Raw genomic sequence first — 15182 nt, forward strand, 5'->3', positions numbered from 1 at the left:
TCCGAATGACAGATTCTCCGGCAAATCAAACCGCACCGGGCACGCTTGCCCTGGTCGGCGCAGGCCCCGGTGCACGCGACCTGCTGACGCTGCGCGCGATGCAACGGCTGCAGCAGGCCGGCACGGTTTTCTACGACCGCCTGGTTGATGAGGAGGTCCTGGAACTAGTCCCGTCTGCGGCCAAACGGGTCTTTGTCGGCAAACACGTCGGCGCCCACGCCTGGCCGCAGGACAGGATCAACGCGGTCATTGTGGCAGAGGCACTGAAGGGCCGGCGTGTCGTGCGCCTGAAATCGGGGGATCCCGGCATCTTTGGCCGTGCTGCCGAAGAACTGGCCGCCGCCCGCGCGGCCGGAATTGCAACGGAAATCATACCCGGCGTGACCGCCGCCTGCGCTGCCGCGGCCCAGACGGGCCTGCCGCTGACTGAACGTGGCGTGTCGGACACGCTTGTGCTGACCACCGCCAGATGCCGGGCCGGAGACCCTCTGCCCGACTGCGCCCGGTACGCAAAGCCCGGAACCACAATTGTCTTTTATATGTCGGTCGGACAGGCCCCCCGGGTCCGCGACGGGCTGCTCCGCCAAGGCATGCCTCCCGCCACGCCTGTCACGATAGCTGTGGATGTCTCCAAGCCGGGAGCACGGACAGTGTCTTGCGGTCTCAGCACGCTCTCGGAAACCATAGCTCAGCATGGGATCTCTGGCTGCGCAATAATTTTCATAACATGTCCCAAGCACAGGTCCGGGTAAGGTTTCCGCTGGCAACAAGGTCATGTCGGCAAAGGCCGCAGCCAGACCAGGATTGAAGTGACGCCGATGGCATTCAGAAAGCTCTCGGCTTTCCTACTCCAGCGGGTTGCGATCCTCCGGATGTTCTTGAGTTTGTTAATGCACTGTTCGACCCGCCTTCGGATCAGATAAAGAAAACTGCCAACAACGATGCATCTCCAGAACCAATGCATCGGGATTACGGGGCGTATCCGCACCTTGCACTTGGTTGTCTTAATTCCGCATCATCACTTCGACGTCTTGCATCTCGTACGCAGCCAGCGCGGTCAGAACGCAGGCTGCCGGTATTCCTGTTTCTTCGTGAGCATCGCCCAGACGGCCCGAGCGGCCTTGTTGGCCATTGCTGTTGTTGCCAGTCGGAATGGTTTGTCTGCGATGATCTTCGCGGTCCACAGACCGGCCTTTTCTGGCGAACGTTTCGCCATCACAGCGCGCGTTGCCATCCCTACGGCCAACAGCTTGCGAATGCAGCGATCACCCTGCTTCGTGATCTTGCCCACGGCAATAATGAATACGCCATAGGCCAACAAGATGCCGGTAAGATAAGGGGCGGGCAATGCAGCCTTCATTTCTCAACAGCTTACACGACCAGATCTGATAGCCACTGACAGGTTTGTCTGCGCTCCTTACCAGATCATGTGCATCGCTGCGAACGGCCGCAGCCGCGGTTTTGCCGCACAGCAGTGATTTGACGCCTGCCGCTCTTTGAGCACGGTATTCATGATGACGATCAGTTTGCGCATGATGGCGGTGAGGGTCGCTTTTGTTGGCTTGCCGCGCGCCTTCAACTTGGCTGCAAAGATGCGGATCTCCGCATTGCTGTCCAGGGCGGAAAGCGCCGCCGTATAGAGACTGGCGCGTACATCCTTGCGACCGCCAGAGACATGACGGCGGCCCTGACAGTGGCCGGGATCCTTTGCAAATGGGGCCAGATCGCCGCGGCGGCGGCGAAGGCCCATCTACCGTTCGGATGGCCGGACATATGGCGCGGCGGCTGGCGGGATATTTTACCACCCCAATGCCACCAGTTTCAGGTCTTTCCAGGGATCGCCCGCCCGCCGCCAGTTCCCCGGATGGCCACCCGGAAAACCGGCCGCCCTCAATCTGGCACAGGCCGCATCAACGGCAATGACAAACACTTAATCCTGAGGATAAGCGCCCAAGGCGCGAGGGGGCAAAGCCCCCTTGCATCACGCATCAAATCTGCCCTGACCACCTGAGCCAGCTTTCCGGGCTGCCGCGGAAGGTATTAAGGTCTACGTCGCCCGCCACCCCCGGCACCTCGCCGGTGCCGGAATACTGCCAGAAGCTCCAGCTTTTGCCAGGGTAGACCTTGCGCGGATGGCCCGCGACCGAACGCAGCCAGAACTCGGTGCCGCTGAGGCGCCCGATGCCGGTGTCGCGGTAGAAATCCACGGTGGTGTAAACCACCGGGCGCTTGCCGTAGTGACGTTCAAGAATGTTCAGGAACTTGCGCGCCTCGGCCCTGACCTTGGCGCCGTCGGGCCGTGTTCTGCAGGAGCGGGAGCGGTGGTTCCACTCCATATCCAGCACCGGCGGCAGCGCGTTTGCATCCCTTGGCACATTGCGGATGAACCAGCGCGCCTGCTCGGCTGCAGGGCGGCAGAAGTAATAATAGTGATAAGCGCCGCGTTTCAGCCCCGCAGCACGCGCGCCGCGCCAGTTGTCGCGGAACATCGCGTCGGTGTGATCGCCACCCTCGGTGGCCTTGATATAGGCGAATGAGACGCCTGAGCGGCGCACCCTGCGCCAGTCGATCTCTCCCTGATAGCGCGAGACGTCGATGCCGTGAACCGGATAGGACCAGGGCTTGCGCCCCTCCCACGCATGCGGATCACGGTCGCCGAACCGGGGATATGTCCGCAACCCGGACAGCCGCCCATTGGCAGGCTCGGTGCGGGTGACTTCCGGCGCCTTCACCGCCCTGTCCCGCGGCCCGCCGCACCCCGCCGCCAGTGCCATTGCCAGAATCCCCAGAACCAATCTGCGCATGTGATCTGCTCCCTGCCTCGCCTCGTGAAAAACTGCTGTTTTCTTTGCCTGTTGTTTTTCACCTTAGCGCAGGGTGGCGCAAAGTCGCGCCTGAAGGCGGGAAACCAGCATAAATCCGCCGCTGGAAGAAACGCGCCGCTTTGCAGGCGGCGCGTTCAGCTTGTCACAGCTGCGGCTGGCTCAGACCCATTTCGCCAGGGGCGGCAGGCTCATCAGCACCGCGTTGGCGTCATGGCCGGTTTCCAGCCCGAATTTGGTGCCGCGGTCATAGACCAGATTGTATTCGGCATAGAGACCACGATGGATCAGCTGGGCATCCTTGTCTGCCTCGGAATACGCCTGCACCCGGCGTTTTTCGACCAGCGGCACAAAGGCCGGCAGGAAGGCGCGGCCAATATCCCGGGTCAGGGCAAAATCCGCCGCCCAATCGCCAGAGCATTGGTCGTCCATGAAGATGCCGCCCACCCCGCGGGCGCGCTTGCGGTGGGGGATGTAGAAATACTCATCCGCCCATTCTTTCAGCCGCGGATACTGATCTTCCCCATGCGGATCCAGATGCTGCCTCTGCTGCCCGTGAAAATGCGCGGTATCCTCATCGTATTCAATGCAGGGGTTCAGATCCGAGCCGCCGCCGAACCACCAGGCGTGCGGGGTCCAGAACATCCGGGTGTTCATATGCACCGCCGGCACATGCGGGTTGCGCATATGCGCCACCAGCGAAATACCCGAGGCCCAGAACCGCGGATCGTCCTTCATCCCCGGAATGCCCTTGCGCGCCGCCATCGCATTTTGCGCCCGTTCGCCAAGGGTGCCGTACACCTCGGAGATATTGACCCCGACCTTCTCAAACACCCGGCCGCCGCGCATCACGCTCATCAGCCCGCCCCCCGCATCTGATCCGTCATCCGACGTCCGCGTGGTCTCTGTCACCTCGAACCGGCTCGGCGCCATGTCTGCAAACGGGCCTTCGCTGTGGCTGTCCTCCAGCGCCTCGAACGCCGCAACGATCTGGTTGCGCAGGTCCCGGAACCAGGCAGCAGCCTGGGCCTTTTCGGTCTTCATCTCAGCAGTCATACGGGGTCTTTCTGATCAGTGGACCGGTGCCGCCACCGGATCCAGCAGCGTGCGGCCGCCGTCCAGCGTCAGAACCTGGCCGGTCATGAAACCAGAGGCGTCGGAGGCCAGATACTGCGCCGTCTCGGTCAGTTCAGTGGGCGAGGCGATACGGCCCAGCGGTGTATGGGCCTCGATATCCTGGCGGTAGCTGCGGTTGTCCTTAAGGGTGGTCCGCATCGAGGCGCTCATCACTGAACCAAAAGCAATTGAGTTTACCCGGATCTTGTACGGCGCCAGCGCCACCGACAGAGACCGGGTCGCCTGATCCAGCGCGGCAGAGGCCACCGAATAGGCCATCAGCTCAGGGTGGGTGCGGCGTGCGGCGATCGACGACAGGTTGATGATGCTGCCCAGCGGGCCGTTGCTGTCCTCGTCTTCCTCGCCCTGCCGGATCATCCGTTTGGCCACTTGCTGCGACAGGCGCACGGCGGGCAGAAGGCTTTGCATCAGCAGCTGATCCAGGGTGTCATCCGCAGGGTCCAGCGGATCGGTTGCCACCATCTGGCGCGCACCGTTCACTAGGATATCCACCCCGTCAAAGGCGTCGATGGTGGCCGACAGCAGATTGGCAATGGTCAGCCGCTCGCGCAGGTCGCCTGCGAAATAGCGGATATTGCTTTCCTCGGCCTGCTCGCCCAGCTCGGCCACCAGCTGCGCCTCATGGGTGTCGGCAAACATCACATTGGCGCCGGCATCGGCAAACTGCTTGCCGATCGCCAGGCCGATGCCGCTGGAGGCGCCAGTCACGATGGCGGTTTTACCGGAGATCGAAAAGGACATGTTAGGGCACTCCCCTGTAACAATCTGGCCTGTAAAAATCTGGCCTGTGGCACTCTTGGCCGCACGTTAGACCGGGCCTGCCGGTTTGGAAACCGGCATTGCGCCCCGCACGCGGTTACTTGCGCCGCCGTTTCGGCCGCGCCGCATGCAGGATCTTGAAACGGTTGTCGCCGCCCTCCTCGCGCACCTGGGCAAAGCGTTCACCCAGCGCCACCTCATAGGGCAGATGCCGGTTGGCCACCATCCACAGGCTGCCCGAGGGCGCCAGCATCGCTGCCGCTGCCCCGATGAAGGCCTGGCCCAGCGACGGTTCCGCCGTGCGGCCAGTGTGGAACGGCGGGTTCATCACCACGGTGTTCACGGTGCCCGGCGCCTTCCAAGTGCGGGCATCCGCCCAGTGAAACTGCGCCCGGCTGTCCGCCACATTCTGCCGCGCGCAGGCCAGCGCGTGGTAATCCGCCTCGGCCAGATGCAGCTCCTCGACACTCTCGCGTTTCAGCACCTCAGCCGACAGATACCCCCAGCCTGCCCCCAGATCGGCGACGCACCGGCCCAGCTTCTGTGGCAGCGCCGCCGCCAGCATACGGGACGCGGGGTCGATCCCGTCCGCCGAAAACACGCCCGGCGCGGTGCTGAAGCCTTCAACCTGCTGTGGCTCTGTTGGCAGCCACTCGGACAGATCGGTGCCGCCGTCGATCCAGAACACCTTGCCATGCGCCTTGGAAACCGGAACCGAGGGTTCACAACGCTTGCGCAGATCCTTCAGAACCGAATCGATGCCCTCGGTTTTGACGCCATCAATCAGCACCTGCCCCTGCGTTGCCGCAGCCGCCTGGGCAATCAGCATCCGCGCCAGCGCTTTGGCCCGCGGAATAAAGACAACGGCTGCGGCCAGCGCCTCATCCGCCTCCAGTGCCGGGGTGCAGGCATAGCCCAGCGCGGCAAAGTGATCGTGGTCGGGGCGCAGCGGCTGGACGATCAGCAGCTGCTCTTTGGGCAGGGCTGACAGGTCGTGATCGCTGCGCGGATGAAACACGGCGATGCGGCCCTCTGACGGAACAGCAAAGCCGCCCGATTGGGCGGCCAATGACAGGCGAACGGACATCTAAGAGCCTCTTTATTCTTCTTTTTCCATGGTGCATTGCAGCGGGTGCTGCTGGCGGCGGGCGAAATCCATCACCTGTCCCACCTTGGTCTCAGCCACCTCATGGCTGAACACACCAACCACGGCAACGCCTTTCTTATGCACTGTCAGCATGATCTCGAACGCTTGTGCGTGGGTCATGCCAAAGAACCGCTCCAGCACCAGGACGACAAATTCCATCGGTGTGTAGTCGTCATTCAGCAGCAGCACCTTATAGCGCGGCGGGCGCTTGGTTTTCGGCCGCGTCTTGGTCAGGACGCCAGATTCGATATCGTCGTCTGAATGGTCGGTCATCATGATGTGCTGCAGCGGCATAAGCAATTTGATCCGTTGATACGTGGAATTTCCTGTGAGGCTTATATAGCCTCTATACAGTTTAGGAAAAGAGACTGAGACCCGCAGATTGATACGTAATTTGACAACAATCGGCTTTGATGCCGACGATACCCTTTGGCACAACGAACGGTTCTTCCGCGTCACCCAGGAAAGATTCGCCGAATTGCTGATGGATCACACCCCCGCCGACATCGGCCCGGAGCGGCTGGAACGGCTGCTTCTAAACGCCGAAAAACGCAATCTGGGGCGCTATGGCTACGGGGTGAAGGGATTCACGCTGTCGATGATCGAAACCGCGATAGAGGTGACGCAGGAACAGGTGCCTGCCTCTGTGATCAAGGAACTGATCACTGCAGGGCAGATGATGCTCTCCTATCCCATCGATCTGCTGCCCCATGCGCGCGAAGCGGTTGAGGCGGTGGCCGGCCGCTACACCGTCGTGCTGATCACCAAGGGCGACCTTCTGGACCAGGAACGCAAGCTGGCGCAATCGGGCCTGGGCGAATTGTTCGACGGGGTCGAGGTGGTCTCGGAGAAAACACCAGAGGTCTATCTGGACATCTTCGCCCGCCACGGCGACGGGGCGGCGCACGCGATGATGGTGGGCAATTCCATGCGCTCTGACGTGGTTGCAGCCATCGGCGCCGGCGCCTGGGGCACCTATGTGCCGCACGGCCTGGTCTGGGAGGTCGAACACGCCGAAGCCCCCGAACAGAGCCCCCGCTATACCGAAATTGCCGATCTGAGCGGGCTGGCGGATTTGGTGAACAGCCTTTGCTGACAGTCCCGGGGATTGGATGCTGGACGGACCTGTTCCGGCCAGCTATCCCTTTGCCGACCCAAAGCGGAGACGCCGGATAGATGCCGCATGCCGAACTGAAATTCTCCAGCGACCTGGAAATCGACGCCAAATCCATCCTGGCCGAGATCGAGACCGTGATCCTGCAACACGACAGCGGCGCCGGGGCCTGCAAAGGCCGGGCCTATCCGGCAGCGCAGTTCCATCACAGCCACATTGCCATCACTGTGGCGCTGCTGACAAAGCCGCACCGGAACGAAGCATTTTCCAGGGCCCTGCTGGCCGACCTCGAATCCCGTATCAAGGCGCAGTTGTCCCAGCCTTGCGAATTTTCCCTTGGCCTGAGCTATTCCACTCCCTTCTACGTGACCAATTTTCACGCAGGTTAACGGCTCAGACCCGGCCCATGCGGCCTGCAGGGCTGACATTCGGCCACCGCGCGATCTGGAAAACACAACTTTTTTCGGTAACCTTCTGTTAGCACTTACTGCATCTAGAGGAGCCATTGGACACCCCCACAAGATGCCGGCAGGATGGCGCGCATAGCGCTGAACGGCCCGTGTCGCCGCTGTTTATTCCTCAGTAACCCTGTGTTAGGCTTTGGGTCACAGGCAAAAACGTCAGCCGGAAAACCGGCGGCATGAGGCAAACATGGCAGTGATCACGCAGGTAAATCCGGCGTCAGGCGGGGGTACGTGTACCCGGTTCCTGAGGGCAGCCGCAGTATTTCTTATCGCAGCATTTGTGCTGGCGCTCCAGCCGCACCAGGCCGCTGCGGCGCCCTATGCGGCGATGGTGATTGATTCCCGCACCGGTGAAGTGCTGCATTCGCGCAATGCCGACACCCGCCTGCATCCCGCATCATTGACCAAGATGATGACGCTCTACATCGCGTTCGAGGCTGTGCGGAACGGCGAAATCACGCTTGAGACCAAAGTCAAGATCAGCCGCAATGCCGCTGCCGAGCCGCCCTCGAAACTGGGGCTGCGTTCCGGCCAGCGGATTGCCTTTCGCTATCTGATCCGCGCCGCAGCAGTGAAATCCGCCAATGACGCCGCCACCGCCATCGGCGAGACGCTGTCCGGCTCCGAGGCGGCCTTTGCCCGCCGGATGAACCGCACCGCCAAGGCGTTGGGGATGAGCCGTACAACTTTCAAGAACGCCCATGGCCTGACCGCCAGCGGGCATATGTCGACGGCGCGTGACATGACCACGCTGGGGCGGCATCTGCTTTATGACTACCCTGAATACTACAACCTGTTCTCCCGCCGCACGACCAATGCAGGCGTGCGCGAAGTGCCCAACACCAACCGCCGCCTGCTGGCCAGCTATCGCGGCGCCGACGGGATCAAGACCGGCTATACCCGGGCCGCCGGCTCCAATCTGGTGGCCTCGGCCAAGCGCGGTAACGAGCGGATCATCGCGACCGTGTTCGGTGGCAAATCCTCCACCGCGCGCAATGCCAAAGTGGCGGAACTGCTGGATCTCGGCTTCCGCCGGGCGCCGTCGCGCGCCGCTCTGCGCAAGCCGCGCCGGCCCGCGTACCAAGGTGCAGGCGTAGTGGTAGCAGACGCCGGGGACAGCGGCAGCAGCGAAGGTGCTGCGGGCAAGACCATCCGGGTCAGCGGCCAGGTCAACACCAGCCTGCGGCCCAAAACGCGCCCGGGCCGCGCCGAGTCGCCGGTGCTGGTAGCCGCACTTGAGGAAGCCCTGCAGACGCCGCCGGCCGAAGCTGCTGAGGACACTGCACGAACCGCACCGCAAGCTGAACAGATCGAAAATGTCCAGACCGTCAGTGCCGAAGGTGCCGTGCAGGGCGATGCCATCCGCAACAGCATTGCCGTTGCCCTCGCCGAAGCGGAGGCAGAACCCGCGCCGCCAGCGCAAGCCGCAACAGCCACGGTCATCGCAGCGGTGCAACAGGTGCCCTTCACCGGTCTGAGGCCCGTGGCCCGCCCGGCCAACCTGGCCCTTGCAAACGCCTCGCCCGAACCGGAGCCGGTGGTTGTGACCCGGCTTTCCACTTCCGGCGGGCGTTACTGGGGTGTAAATGTCGGTCTCTACACCAGCCGTTACCAGGCCGAGAAGGTTCTGCTGCGCACGGCCCTGTCGGAGCTGGAAACACTGGACGGGTCCTTGCGCAAGGTAGCCAAGACCCGGCGCGGGTTCGAAGCCAATTTCCTCGGCATGAGCCAGGATCAGGCGGAACTCGCCTGCCGCCGCCTGAACGCCCGCAACGTGACCTGCAAACCGATCGGCCCATCCTGACGCGAACGGCACAGAATGCAGAATAGAAGGCGCCCCAGCGGCGCCTTTTTCATAGCCGCCCCCAGGACCCGGCCAAGATTCGATCAAACGCTCCCGCCCGTCGTCAGCCTTTTCTGCAAAAAGACTTCCCCCGGTTGGGCGTGGCACCGCGCTTTGCGCGGTGCCACGCCCAACGCTGCCAAGGTGCTCTGGCGCCAGCCAGGACACCTGCAGGGGCGGGAGGGTTTGGACTTGCCGCGCATAAGTTCCGGTCTCTCAGCTCATGTCAGGCAGCCCTTCTCTCGAAAGCCAATGGACTTTTCCCGCCAAGGGACGGCCGCCGCCTGCGCGGATTGCAGACCCCATTGGTGTATTGGAATACCGCCCCTCGGCTTACCGCCGTGTTACCCAACGGTTGCGCCGGATCCGTTCAGTTTTGGGGATTTGAAGACCGTTTCGACCATGCACTGCCTGGCAGGCGGTTTACGTTGCAAATCTGCCGGGAAGGGAATTGTCGCAGCAGTTGCCTTTGCCGCTCATCGAGACGAGAAAGCCATGCTGCGTCAGGCGATTTTGACAATTACCAGAACAATACTGAGATCCGCGACCAGTTGGTGAATGCAGTCCTTTAGCGGCCGGCGCAATCCCACGGCCATACAAAGCGCAGGGATCGCCAGGTCCCCTGTCTTCCGAGTGCCGCCGCCCACCCAATGACACGGCGGCAGTAAAGGCCGATGATCACGGCCAGCTACAGCCACCCTCGCTGGCCTGGATAAAGGAGATGTCCCCAGCCCATTTCTGATTGGGTCCGTTGGCTGAGAAATCCTAGTTGAGCAAGTCTGGCGCGATATTGAAAGCGTGATTGCTGTCTGTTGTGGCTTTGCGCAGGCGGGTTCGGATGGCTTTGACCTCATTCTCCCGCATCAGCCGGCCTGCTCTTCGATGCCCTGCATTCAGGCCCGCCGCCTGCATTTCCCCGATCATTCGTGGCCGCCCGCAGCTTTGCAGGCTAAGGCGGTGCTGTTCCCTGATATGCGCCAAAATCACAATATCATCGCGCTGCCGGCGGCTCATTGGGCGAACCCGCCACGCATGATATGGTGCGTGATGTTACCTGCATGACCCTGCACAGAAGTTCGACTCGCCAAACGTCCTTCCAGGCATCAGTGAAAGCGACCCTCACCGGCTTAGGCCTGCAAAGACTATTACCGCCTATTTTAGCACCTCCCTCTCCTCACGCAGCAGGCGGGCTTCTTTGCGCAGGCGGGCATTTTCTTTCTCTGCATCTTCATGCGGGCCAGACATCAGGCCGTCATTCTGGTGTTGCTGCCCCCCTTGTTCAGGGTCGAAACCCCAACGCCCGGATATGAAGCGGTTTGCGGGCGCGTCAAGCCGCTTGCCGTTGCAATTCGAACCGCATCACGCAGGAATTCGCCGCTGTATCCCGGTGCCATGCATTGCCTCCTTCAATGCGGGCATCGCTTGAAAGCGACCGGAACTGAATCGCGGCGAGTCCAGTTTGGCAATTCACACAGGCGCAGGCCGCCCGCATCATGGCTTGGGCTTGTCGTCCCACTCATCGCTCAGGATCCGGCGGGAGTCGCCTTCCGGGTCGTCATACTGGTTGCTGCGCAGTGTATAAAAGAACGCCGCCAGCCCGACCGAGCCGAGGATCAGTGAAATCGGGATCAGATAGGCAAGGACACTCATGGCTTCAGGTCCGTTGTGGCTGGCGCCGGCTTATCGCAGCCGCAGCGCATTGAGAGAGACTGTGATGGAAGAGGTAGACATCGCCAGCGCCGCAATCAAGGGTGTTGCCAGCCCGGCAATCGCCAGCGGTACTGCAATCACGTTGTACAGCGTGGCAATACGGAAATTCTCGCGGATCCGGCGGGTTGCCTTTTGCGCCACGCTGCAGGCCTCGGCAATCGGGGAAAGATCCTGCCCCAGCAGCACGATATCCGAGGCCACCCGCGCCGCATCCAGCGCTGATGCAGGTGAGATTGACACATGCGCCGCCGCCAGCGCCGCGGTGTCATTCAGGCCGTCGCCAACCATCAGAACCTTTTTGCCTTGCTCTGTCAGCATCTGCACACGGGCGGATTTGTCAGCCGGCAGCGCTTCGGCCACCCATTTTGCAATCCCCAGCCGCCCGGCCAGATCCTCCACCGCGCCAGTGGTGTCGCCGGAGATCAGCAGCACATCCTTGCCTGCGTCCTTCAGCGCCTGCACCGCTTCCGCAGCACCGGGACGCAGGGCATCGGTGAACAAAAACGCCTTCGCCTCCCCCGTCCCGCTGTCCAGCCAGGCCGCCGTCTGGTTGCCCTGCTCGGCGCCGGCCCAGGCCGCACGCCCCAGCCGCACGCGGGTCCCGCGGAACAGGCCTTCTGTGCCATAGCCCGGCACCTCGGCGATGTCCTGCACCTCGGCAGCAGAGACCCCGGCGTCCCGCGCAGCACGCACCAGTGCCACCGACAGCGGATGCGAGGACCCTTCGGCCAGCGCCAGCGCAATCTCCAGATCGGCGCGGGCATGATCACCCAGATTGGTCACTTGCGGCGTGCCGGCAGTCAGCGTGCCGGTCTTGTCAAAGACCACGGTATCGACCTCCGCCAGCCGCTCCAGCGCGGTGGCGTGTTTGATCAGCATGCCCTTCTTGAACAGCCGGCCCGAGGCAGCGGTGGTTACCGCAGGTACCGCAAGGCCCAGCGCGCAGGGGCAGGTGATGATCAGCACCGCCGCGGCAATGTTCAGCGCCATGCGGATGTCGAAGGTCCACAGATACCAGCCCGCAAAAGCAAGCGCCGACAGGATGTGCACGCCGGGCGCATAAAGCTTGGCAGCGCTGTCCGCCAGAGAGGTGTAGCGGGAGCGGCCCGATTCAGCGATGGCGACCAGATCGGTCATCCGGTGCAGCGAGGTATCCTCCCCCACCGCAGTCGCCCGGATGGTCAACGGGCCAGTGAGGTTCACCTCGCCGGCTGACACCGCCAGACCGGGTTCTGCGAAGACCGGCAGCGTCTCGCCGGTCAGCAGCGAGCGGTCCAGTTCCGACCGCCCCTCGACAATCGCACCGTCCACCGGCATCCGCCCGCCGGGGCGCACCAGGATCAGATCGCCAATCGCCAGATCCGCCACCGGCACCTCGTATTCATCCCCGCCCAGCAGCCGGATGGCGCGGGGCACCTCCAGCGCTGCCAGCTCCTCGGCGGCCGAGCGCGCAACCGCACGGGTGCGGTAATCCAGATAGCGGCCCGCCAGCAGGAAGAACGTTAGCGTCAGCGCGGCATCGAAATAGGCATGCTCGCCCGACAGTGACGTCTCCCACAGCGAGGTGACCAGCGCCAGAACCAGCGCCAGCACAATCGGCACATCCATATTCAGGCGCCCGACCCGCAGCGCCGTCCAGGCGTTGGCAAAAAACGGCTGTGCTGCGAAGATGATCGCGGGAAAAGTGATCGCGGCAGAGATCCAATGGAACATGTCCCGCGTCGCATCCGATGCCCCGGACCAAACGGAAACCGACAGCAGCATCACATTCATCGAGGCAAAGAAAGCCACCGCCAGCCGCATCAATAGATCGCGGCCCGCCTTGTCGTTCTGGGTGGCAGCCAGCGCTGCCAGATCCAGTTCGTGCGCCTCGTAGCCGATGCTTTCCAATACCGGAATCAGATCCACGGCGCGCAGGTCCGGCTCGGCCTCAATCAATGCGCGTTTCAGCGTCAGATTGACCCGTGCGGAATGAATGCCGGGGTGTGCGCTCAGCTCCCGCTCCACCGCGGAAATACAGGCCTGGCAGTGAATGCCGGGCAAGGACAGCGCCAGCCGCGCCTCGGTTGGAGCTTGTTCAGCAACGTCCTGCGGGGCCGCGACACAGGCCGGACAGGCCGCAAGCGAGGGGCGGATCTGGGCGGTCATGGCAATCAGCCTCTCACATGCAGGATCACGCGCTGGGTGAACTCGGTGCCATCCTTGGCCCGCGCCACCATGCGGATATTCCAGTTGCCCGGCCCCAGCTTGGCCGGCGCCACATAGGCCTGGCCGTCAAAGGTGAACGCCGGGCGCTGGTCGTCCTGCACATGGGTCGCCCGGCCCAGCGTTGCGCTCAGCTTGGCGACCTCCACCGGGGCGCCGCCGGCATCGGTGATCTCCAGCTTGACCTGATCCCCCTGCGAAGACGCATAGACCGACCAGCCCAGCGCCTCCTGCGCAGAACGGCGCAGATCGAATTCCTGGCTGGCAACATAGGAATTCTTCACTTCCAGTCCTGGAAAGGTCTTCACTGCATTGACCGCCAGGGCAATGTTCACCCCGATGATCACCGCAAAGGCGCCGCAGAACAGCATCAGGGCGTGTTTGCCGGTAAATTCGCGTTCGCGTTTGGCCATGGCTCAGTCCCCCGTGCCGTTAAAGCTCGTGTCCTTGTGGGCGCGTTCCCCGTTTATCAGATCCTCGGCCCAGATGCGAACAGGGGTGCTGCCGGTTTGCGACGGCGCCGAGCCTTTGGCAGAGACAATGTAAACCCGTTGCAGCAGCGCGCTGTCGGCCGGCACATTGACCGAGTGATACACGGTGCCCTCCAACTGCAGCCGCATAGCCGGATCGCCCTTGATCGACAGTTTGAACACCCGGTCCTCGCCATGTTTGTTGCGCAGGCGCACGTCATAGGTGTTGCGGATCGCACCATCGGACAGTGTCACAAAGGTCGGGTTGCGTTCAGGTGCGACGGTCAATTCAATGTCGGAGCGGATGAACAGGGCAAACAGCAGCCCCGCACCGACCAGCGACCAAAGGCTGGTGTACATGATGGTGCGCGGCCGCAGGATGTGCTTCCAGATGTTCTTGGGCGGTTTGCCTGCGCGCTCCTCTGCCTCATCCGACAGCGCCATATAGTCGATCAGCCCGCGCGGCTTGCCGATCTTGGCCATCACGTCGTCGCAGGCGTCGATGCACAGGGCGCAGGTGATGCATTCCATCTGCTGGCCGTCACGGATGTCGATCCCCATCGGACAGACATTGACGCAGGCCATGCAGTCAATGCAATCGCCATGCACGGTGCCCGCCTCGTCCGTCTTGCGCGGCTTGCCGCGCGGCTCGCCCCGCCACTCGCGGTAGCCGACGGTCAGCGTGTCCTCATCCATCATCGCGGCCTGGATGCGCGGCCAGGGGCAGGCGTAGATGCAGATCTGCTCGCGTGCGAAACCGCCGAACAGAAAGGTGGTGCCGGTCAGCACCAGCATGGTGGAATAGGCAACGGGGTGCGCGTTCAGCGTCACCAGATCATAGGCCAGCGTCGGCGCATCGGCGAAATAGAACACCCAGGCACCGCCGGTGGCGAGACCGATCAGCAACCAGGACACCCATTTGGTCAGCCGCAGCCGCGCCTTGCGGAAATCCATTTTCTTCTGCCGGTGCAGGCGCAGGCGGGCGTTGCGGTCGCCCTCGATCCAGCGCTCCACCAGAATGAACAGGTCGGTCCACACCGTCTGCGGGCAGGTGTAACCGCACCAGACCCGGCCCAGCGCCGAGGTGAACAGGAACAGCCCCAGCCCCGCCATGATCAGCAATCCGGCGACGAAATAAAACTCATGCGGCCAGATCTCGATCCAGAAGAAATAGAACCGGCGGCCCGCCAGATCCAAAAGCACGGCCTGATCCGGCAAGCTTGGCCCGCGGTCCCAGCGGATCCACGGCGTCAGATAGTAGATCCCCAGCGTCACCGCCATGATGTACCATTTCAGGTTCCGGAACGGGCCGGACACGCGCCGCGGATAGATCGGCTCCTGGGCGGCGTACAGGCTCGGGGCTGGTTTGGAATCGCTCACGGACACTCTCCGTCTTGTGGCTGTCTCGCGCCGTTGTCACAGATGCATAATGCCAGAACATTGACGTGGATCAAAAAGCGCATCGCACAATCATGTTTTCAGGCACCTTCTCCGCGTACTGTGAAGGCAAA

At 62.7% G+C, this 15182-nt stretch carries 15 protein-coding genes and 1 pseudogene; 4 read left to right on the top strand and 12 right to left on the bottom strand.

Annotated features, from left to right (window positions below):
- The first annotated feature begins 5 nt into the window (after positions 1 to 5).
- Positions 6 to 752: a uroporphyrinogen-III C-methyltransferase gene (gene cobA / locus K3557_RS14960; protein WP_259994757.1), complete on the top strand. Its 747-nt coding sequence runs from the start codon at positions 6 to 8 to the stop codon at positions 750 to 752.
- 305 nt (positions 753 to 1057) lie between these two features.
- Here cobA and K3557_RS14970 read toward each other — a convergent pair whose 3' ends face one another.
- The 7 genes from K3557_RS14970 to clpS form a co-directional block, all read right to left on the bottom strand.
- Positions 1058 to 1360 carry a hypothetical protein gene (locus tag K3557_RS14970; protein ID WP_259994758.1) on the bottom strand — a complete coding sequence of 101 codons (303 nt, stop codon included), beginning with the start codon at positions 1358 to 1360 and terminating at the stop codon, positions 1058 to 1060.
- Positions 1361 to 1417: 57 nt separating this feature from the next.
- On the bottom strand, positions 1418 to 1750 hold the full coding sequence (locus K3557_RS14975) for a hypothetical protein (RefSeq protein WP_259994759.1): 333 nt from the start codon (positions 1748 to 1750) through the stop codon (positions 1418 to 1420).
- A gap of 238 nt (positions 1751 to 1988) precedes the next feature.
- Positions 1989 to 2804 carry a glycoside hydrolase family 25 protein gene (locus K3557_RS14980; protein ID WP_259994760.1) on the bottom strand — a complete coding sequence of 272 codons (816 nt, stop codon included), beginning with the start codon at positions 2802 to 2804 and terminating at the stop codon, positions 1989 to 1991.
- A gap of 180 nt (positions 2805 to 2984) precedes the next feature.
- The gene (gene hemF / locus K3557_RS14985) at positions 2985 to 3878 is read right to left on the bottom strand and encodes an oxygen-dependent coproporphyrinogen oxidase (protein WP_259994762.1); all 894 of its coding nucleotides are present in this window, start codon (positions 3876 to 3878) and stop codon (positions 2985 to 2987) included.
- 15 nt (positions 3879 to 3893) lie between these two features.
- A complete protein-coding gene (locus tag K3557_RS14990; protein WP_259989975.1) occupies positions 3894 to 4700 on the bottom strand; it encodes an SDR family NAD(P)-dependent oxidoreductase in 807 nt (268 codons plus the stop codon).
- A 115-nt stretch (positions 4701 to 4815) separates the two neighbouring features.
- Positions 4816 to 5805: a class I SAM-dependent methyltransferase gene (locus K3557_RS14995; RefSeq protein WP_259994763.1), complete on the bottom strand. Its 990-nt coding sequence runs from the start codon at positions 5803 to 5805 to the stop codon at positions 4816 to 4818.
- Positions 5806 to 5817: 12 nt separating this feature from the next.
- On the bottom strand, positions 5818 to 6141 hold the full coding sequence (gene clpS, locus K3557_RS15000) for an ATP-dependent Clp protease adapter ClpS (protein WP_129372831.1): 324 nt from the start codon (positions 6139 to 6141) through the stop codon (positions 5818 to 5820).
- Between the two features lie 118 nt (positions 6142 to 6259).
- Here clpS and K3557_RS15005 point away from each other — a divergent pair, with 118 nt between their 5' ends.
- The 3 genes from K3557_RS15005 (at position 6260) to K3557_RS15015 (ending at position 9247) form a co-directional block, all read left to right on the top strand.
- Positions 6260 to 6961 (top strand): HAD family hydrolase, encoded by a 702-nt coding sequence (locus K3557_RS15005; RefSeq protein ID WP_409201184.1) that lies wholly within the window; start codon positions 6260 to 6262, stop codon positions 6959 to 6961.
- An 80-nt stretch (positions 6962 to 7041) separates the two neighbouring features.
- Positions 7042 to 7368: a hypothetical protein gene (locus K3557_RS15010; RefSeq protein ID WP_259994765.1), complete on the top strand. Its 327-nt coding sequence runs from the start codon at positions 7042 to 7044 to the stop codon at positions 7366 to 7368.
- 262 nt (positions 7369 to 7630) lie between these two features.
- Positions 7631 to 9247 (top strand): D-alanyl-D-alanine carboxypeptidase family protein, encoded by a 1617-nt coding sequence (locus tag K3557_RS15015; protein WP_259994766.1) that lies wholly within the window; start codon positions 7631 to 7633, stop codon positions 9245 to 9247.
- 265 nt (positions 9248 to 9512) lie between these two features.
- Here the strand turns inward: K3557_RS15015 and K3557_RS15020 are convergent.
- The 5 genes and pseudogenes from K3557_RS15020 to ccoG form a co-directional block, all read right to left on the bottom strand.
- Positions 9513 to 10680, bottom strand: a pseudogene (locus tag K3557_RS15020) (IS3 family transposase).
- Positions 10681 to 10777: 97 nt separating this feature from the next.
- Positions 10778 to 10936 carry a cbb3-type cytochrome oxidase assembly protein CcoS gene (gene ccoS / locus K3557_RS15025; RefSeq protein ID WP_027257996.1) on the bottom strand — a complete coding sequence of 53 codons (159 nt, stop codon included), beginning with the start codon at positions 10934 to 10936 and terminating at the stop codon, positions 10778 to 10780.
- A 30-nt stretch (positions 10937 to 10966) separates the two neighbouring features.
- A complete protein-coding gene (locus K3557_RS15030; protein ID WP_259994767.1) occupies positions 10967 to 13144 on the bottom strand; it encodes a heavy metal translocating P-type ATPase in 2178 nt (725 codons plus the stop codon).
- A 5-nt stretch (positions 13145 to 13149) separates the two neighbouring features.
- Positions 13150 to 13614 (bottom strand): FixH family protein, encoded by a 465-nt coding sequence (locus K3557_RS15035; protein ID WP_259994768.1) that lies wholly within the window; start codon positions 13612 to 13614, stop codon positions 13150 to 13152.
- A gap of 3 nt (positions 13615 to 13617) precedes the next feature.
- Positions 13618 to 15051, bottom strand: a complete 1434-nt coding sequence (ccoG, locus tag K3557_RS15040; protein ID WP_259994769.1) for a cytochrome c oxidase accessory protein CcoG — start codon at positions 15049 to 15051, stop codon at positions 13618 to 13620.
- Positions 15052 to 15182: the final 131 nt, after the last annotated feature.

It is taken from the genome of Leisingera sp. M523, assembly GCF_025141335.1.
In the GTDB taxonomy this organism is placed as follows: domain Bacteria; phylum Pseudomonadota; class Alphaproteobacteria; order Rhodobacterales; family Rhodobacteraceae; genus Leisingera.

Excerpts from the sequence above, each read along its gene's own strand:
- K3557_RS14995 (WP_259994763.1), bottom strand. The coding sequence starts at position 5,805 with ATGTCCGTTCGCCTGTCATTGGCCGCCCAATCGGGCGGCTTTGCTGTT.
- K3557_RS14970 (WP_259994758.1), bottom strand. The coding sequence starts at position 1,360 with ATGAAGGCTGCATTGCCCGCCCCTTATCTTACCGGCATCTTGTTGGCC.
- K3557_RS15035 (WP_259994768.1), bottom strand. The coding sequence starts at position 13,614 with ATGGCCAAACGCGAACGCGAATTTACCGGCAAACACGCCCTGATGCTG.
- hemF (WP_259994762.1), bottom strand. The coding sequence starts at position 3,878 with ATGACTGCTGAGATGAAGACCGAAAAGGCCCAGGCTGCTGCCTGGTTC.
- ccoS (WP_027257996.1), bottom strand. The coding sequence starts at position 10,936 with ATGAGTGTCCTTGCCTATCTGATCCCGATTTCACTGATCCTCGGCTCG.
- K3557_RS15015 (WP_259994766.1), top strand. The coding sequence starts at position 7,631 with ATGGCAGTGATCACGCAGGTAAATCCGGCGTCAGGCGGGGGTACGTGT.
- K3557_RS15010 (WP_259994765.1), top strand. The coding sequence starts at position 7,042 with ATGCCGCATGCCGAACTGAAATTCTCCAGCGACCTGGAAATCGACGCC.
- cobA (WP_259994757.1), top strand. The coding sequence starts at position 6 with ATGACAGATTCTCCGGCAAATCAAACCGCACCGGGCACGCTTGCCCTG.
- K3557_RS14980 (WP_259994760.1), bottom strand. The coding sequence starts at position 2,804 with ATGCGCAGATTGGTTCTGGGGATTCTGGCAATGGCACTGGCGGCGGGG.
- K3557_RS14975 (WP_259994759.1), bottom strand. The coding sequence starts at position 1,750 with ATGGGCCTTCGCCGCCGCCGCGGCGATCTGGCCCCATTTGCAAAGGAT.
- K3557_RS14990 (WP_259989975.1), bottom strand. The coding sequence starts at position 4,700 with ATGTCCTTTTCGATCTCCGGTAAAACCGCCATCGTGACTGGCGCCTCC.
- clpS (WP_129372831.1), bottom strand. The coding sequence starts at position 6,141 with ATGATGACCGACCATTCAGACGACGATATCGAATCTGGCGTCCTGACC.
- K3557_RS15030 (WP_259994767.1), bottom strand. The coding sequence starts at position 13,144 with ATGACCGCCCAGATCCGCCCCTCGCTTGCGGCCTGTCCGGCCTGTGTC.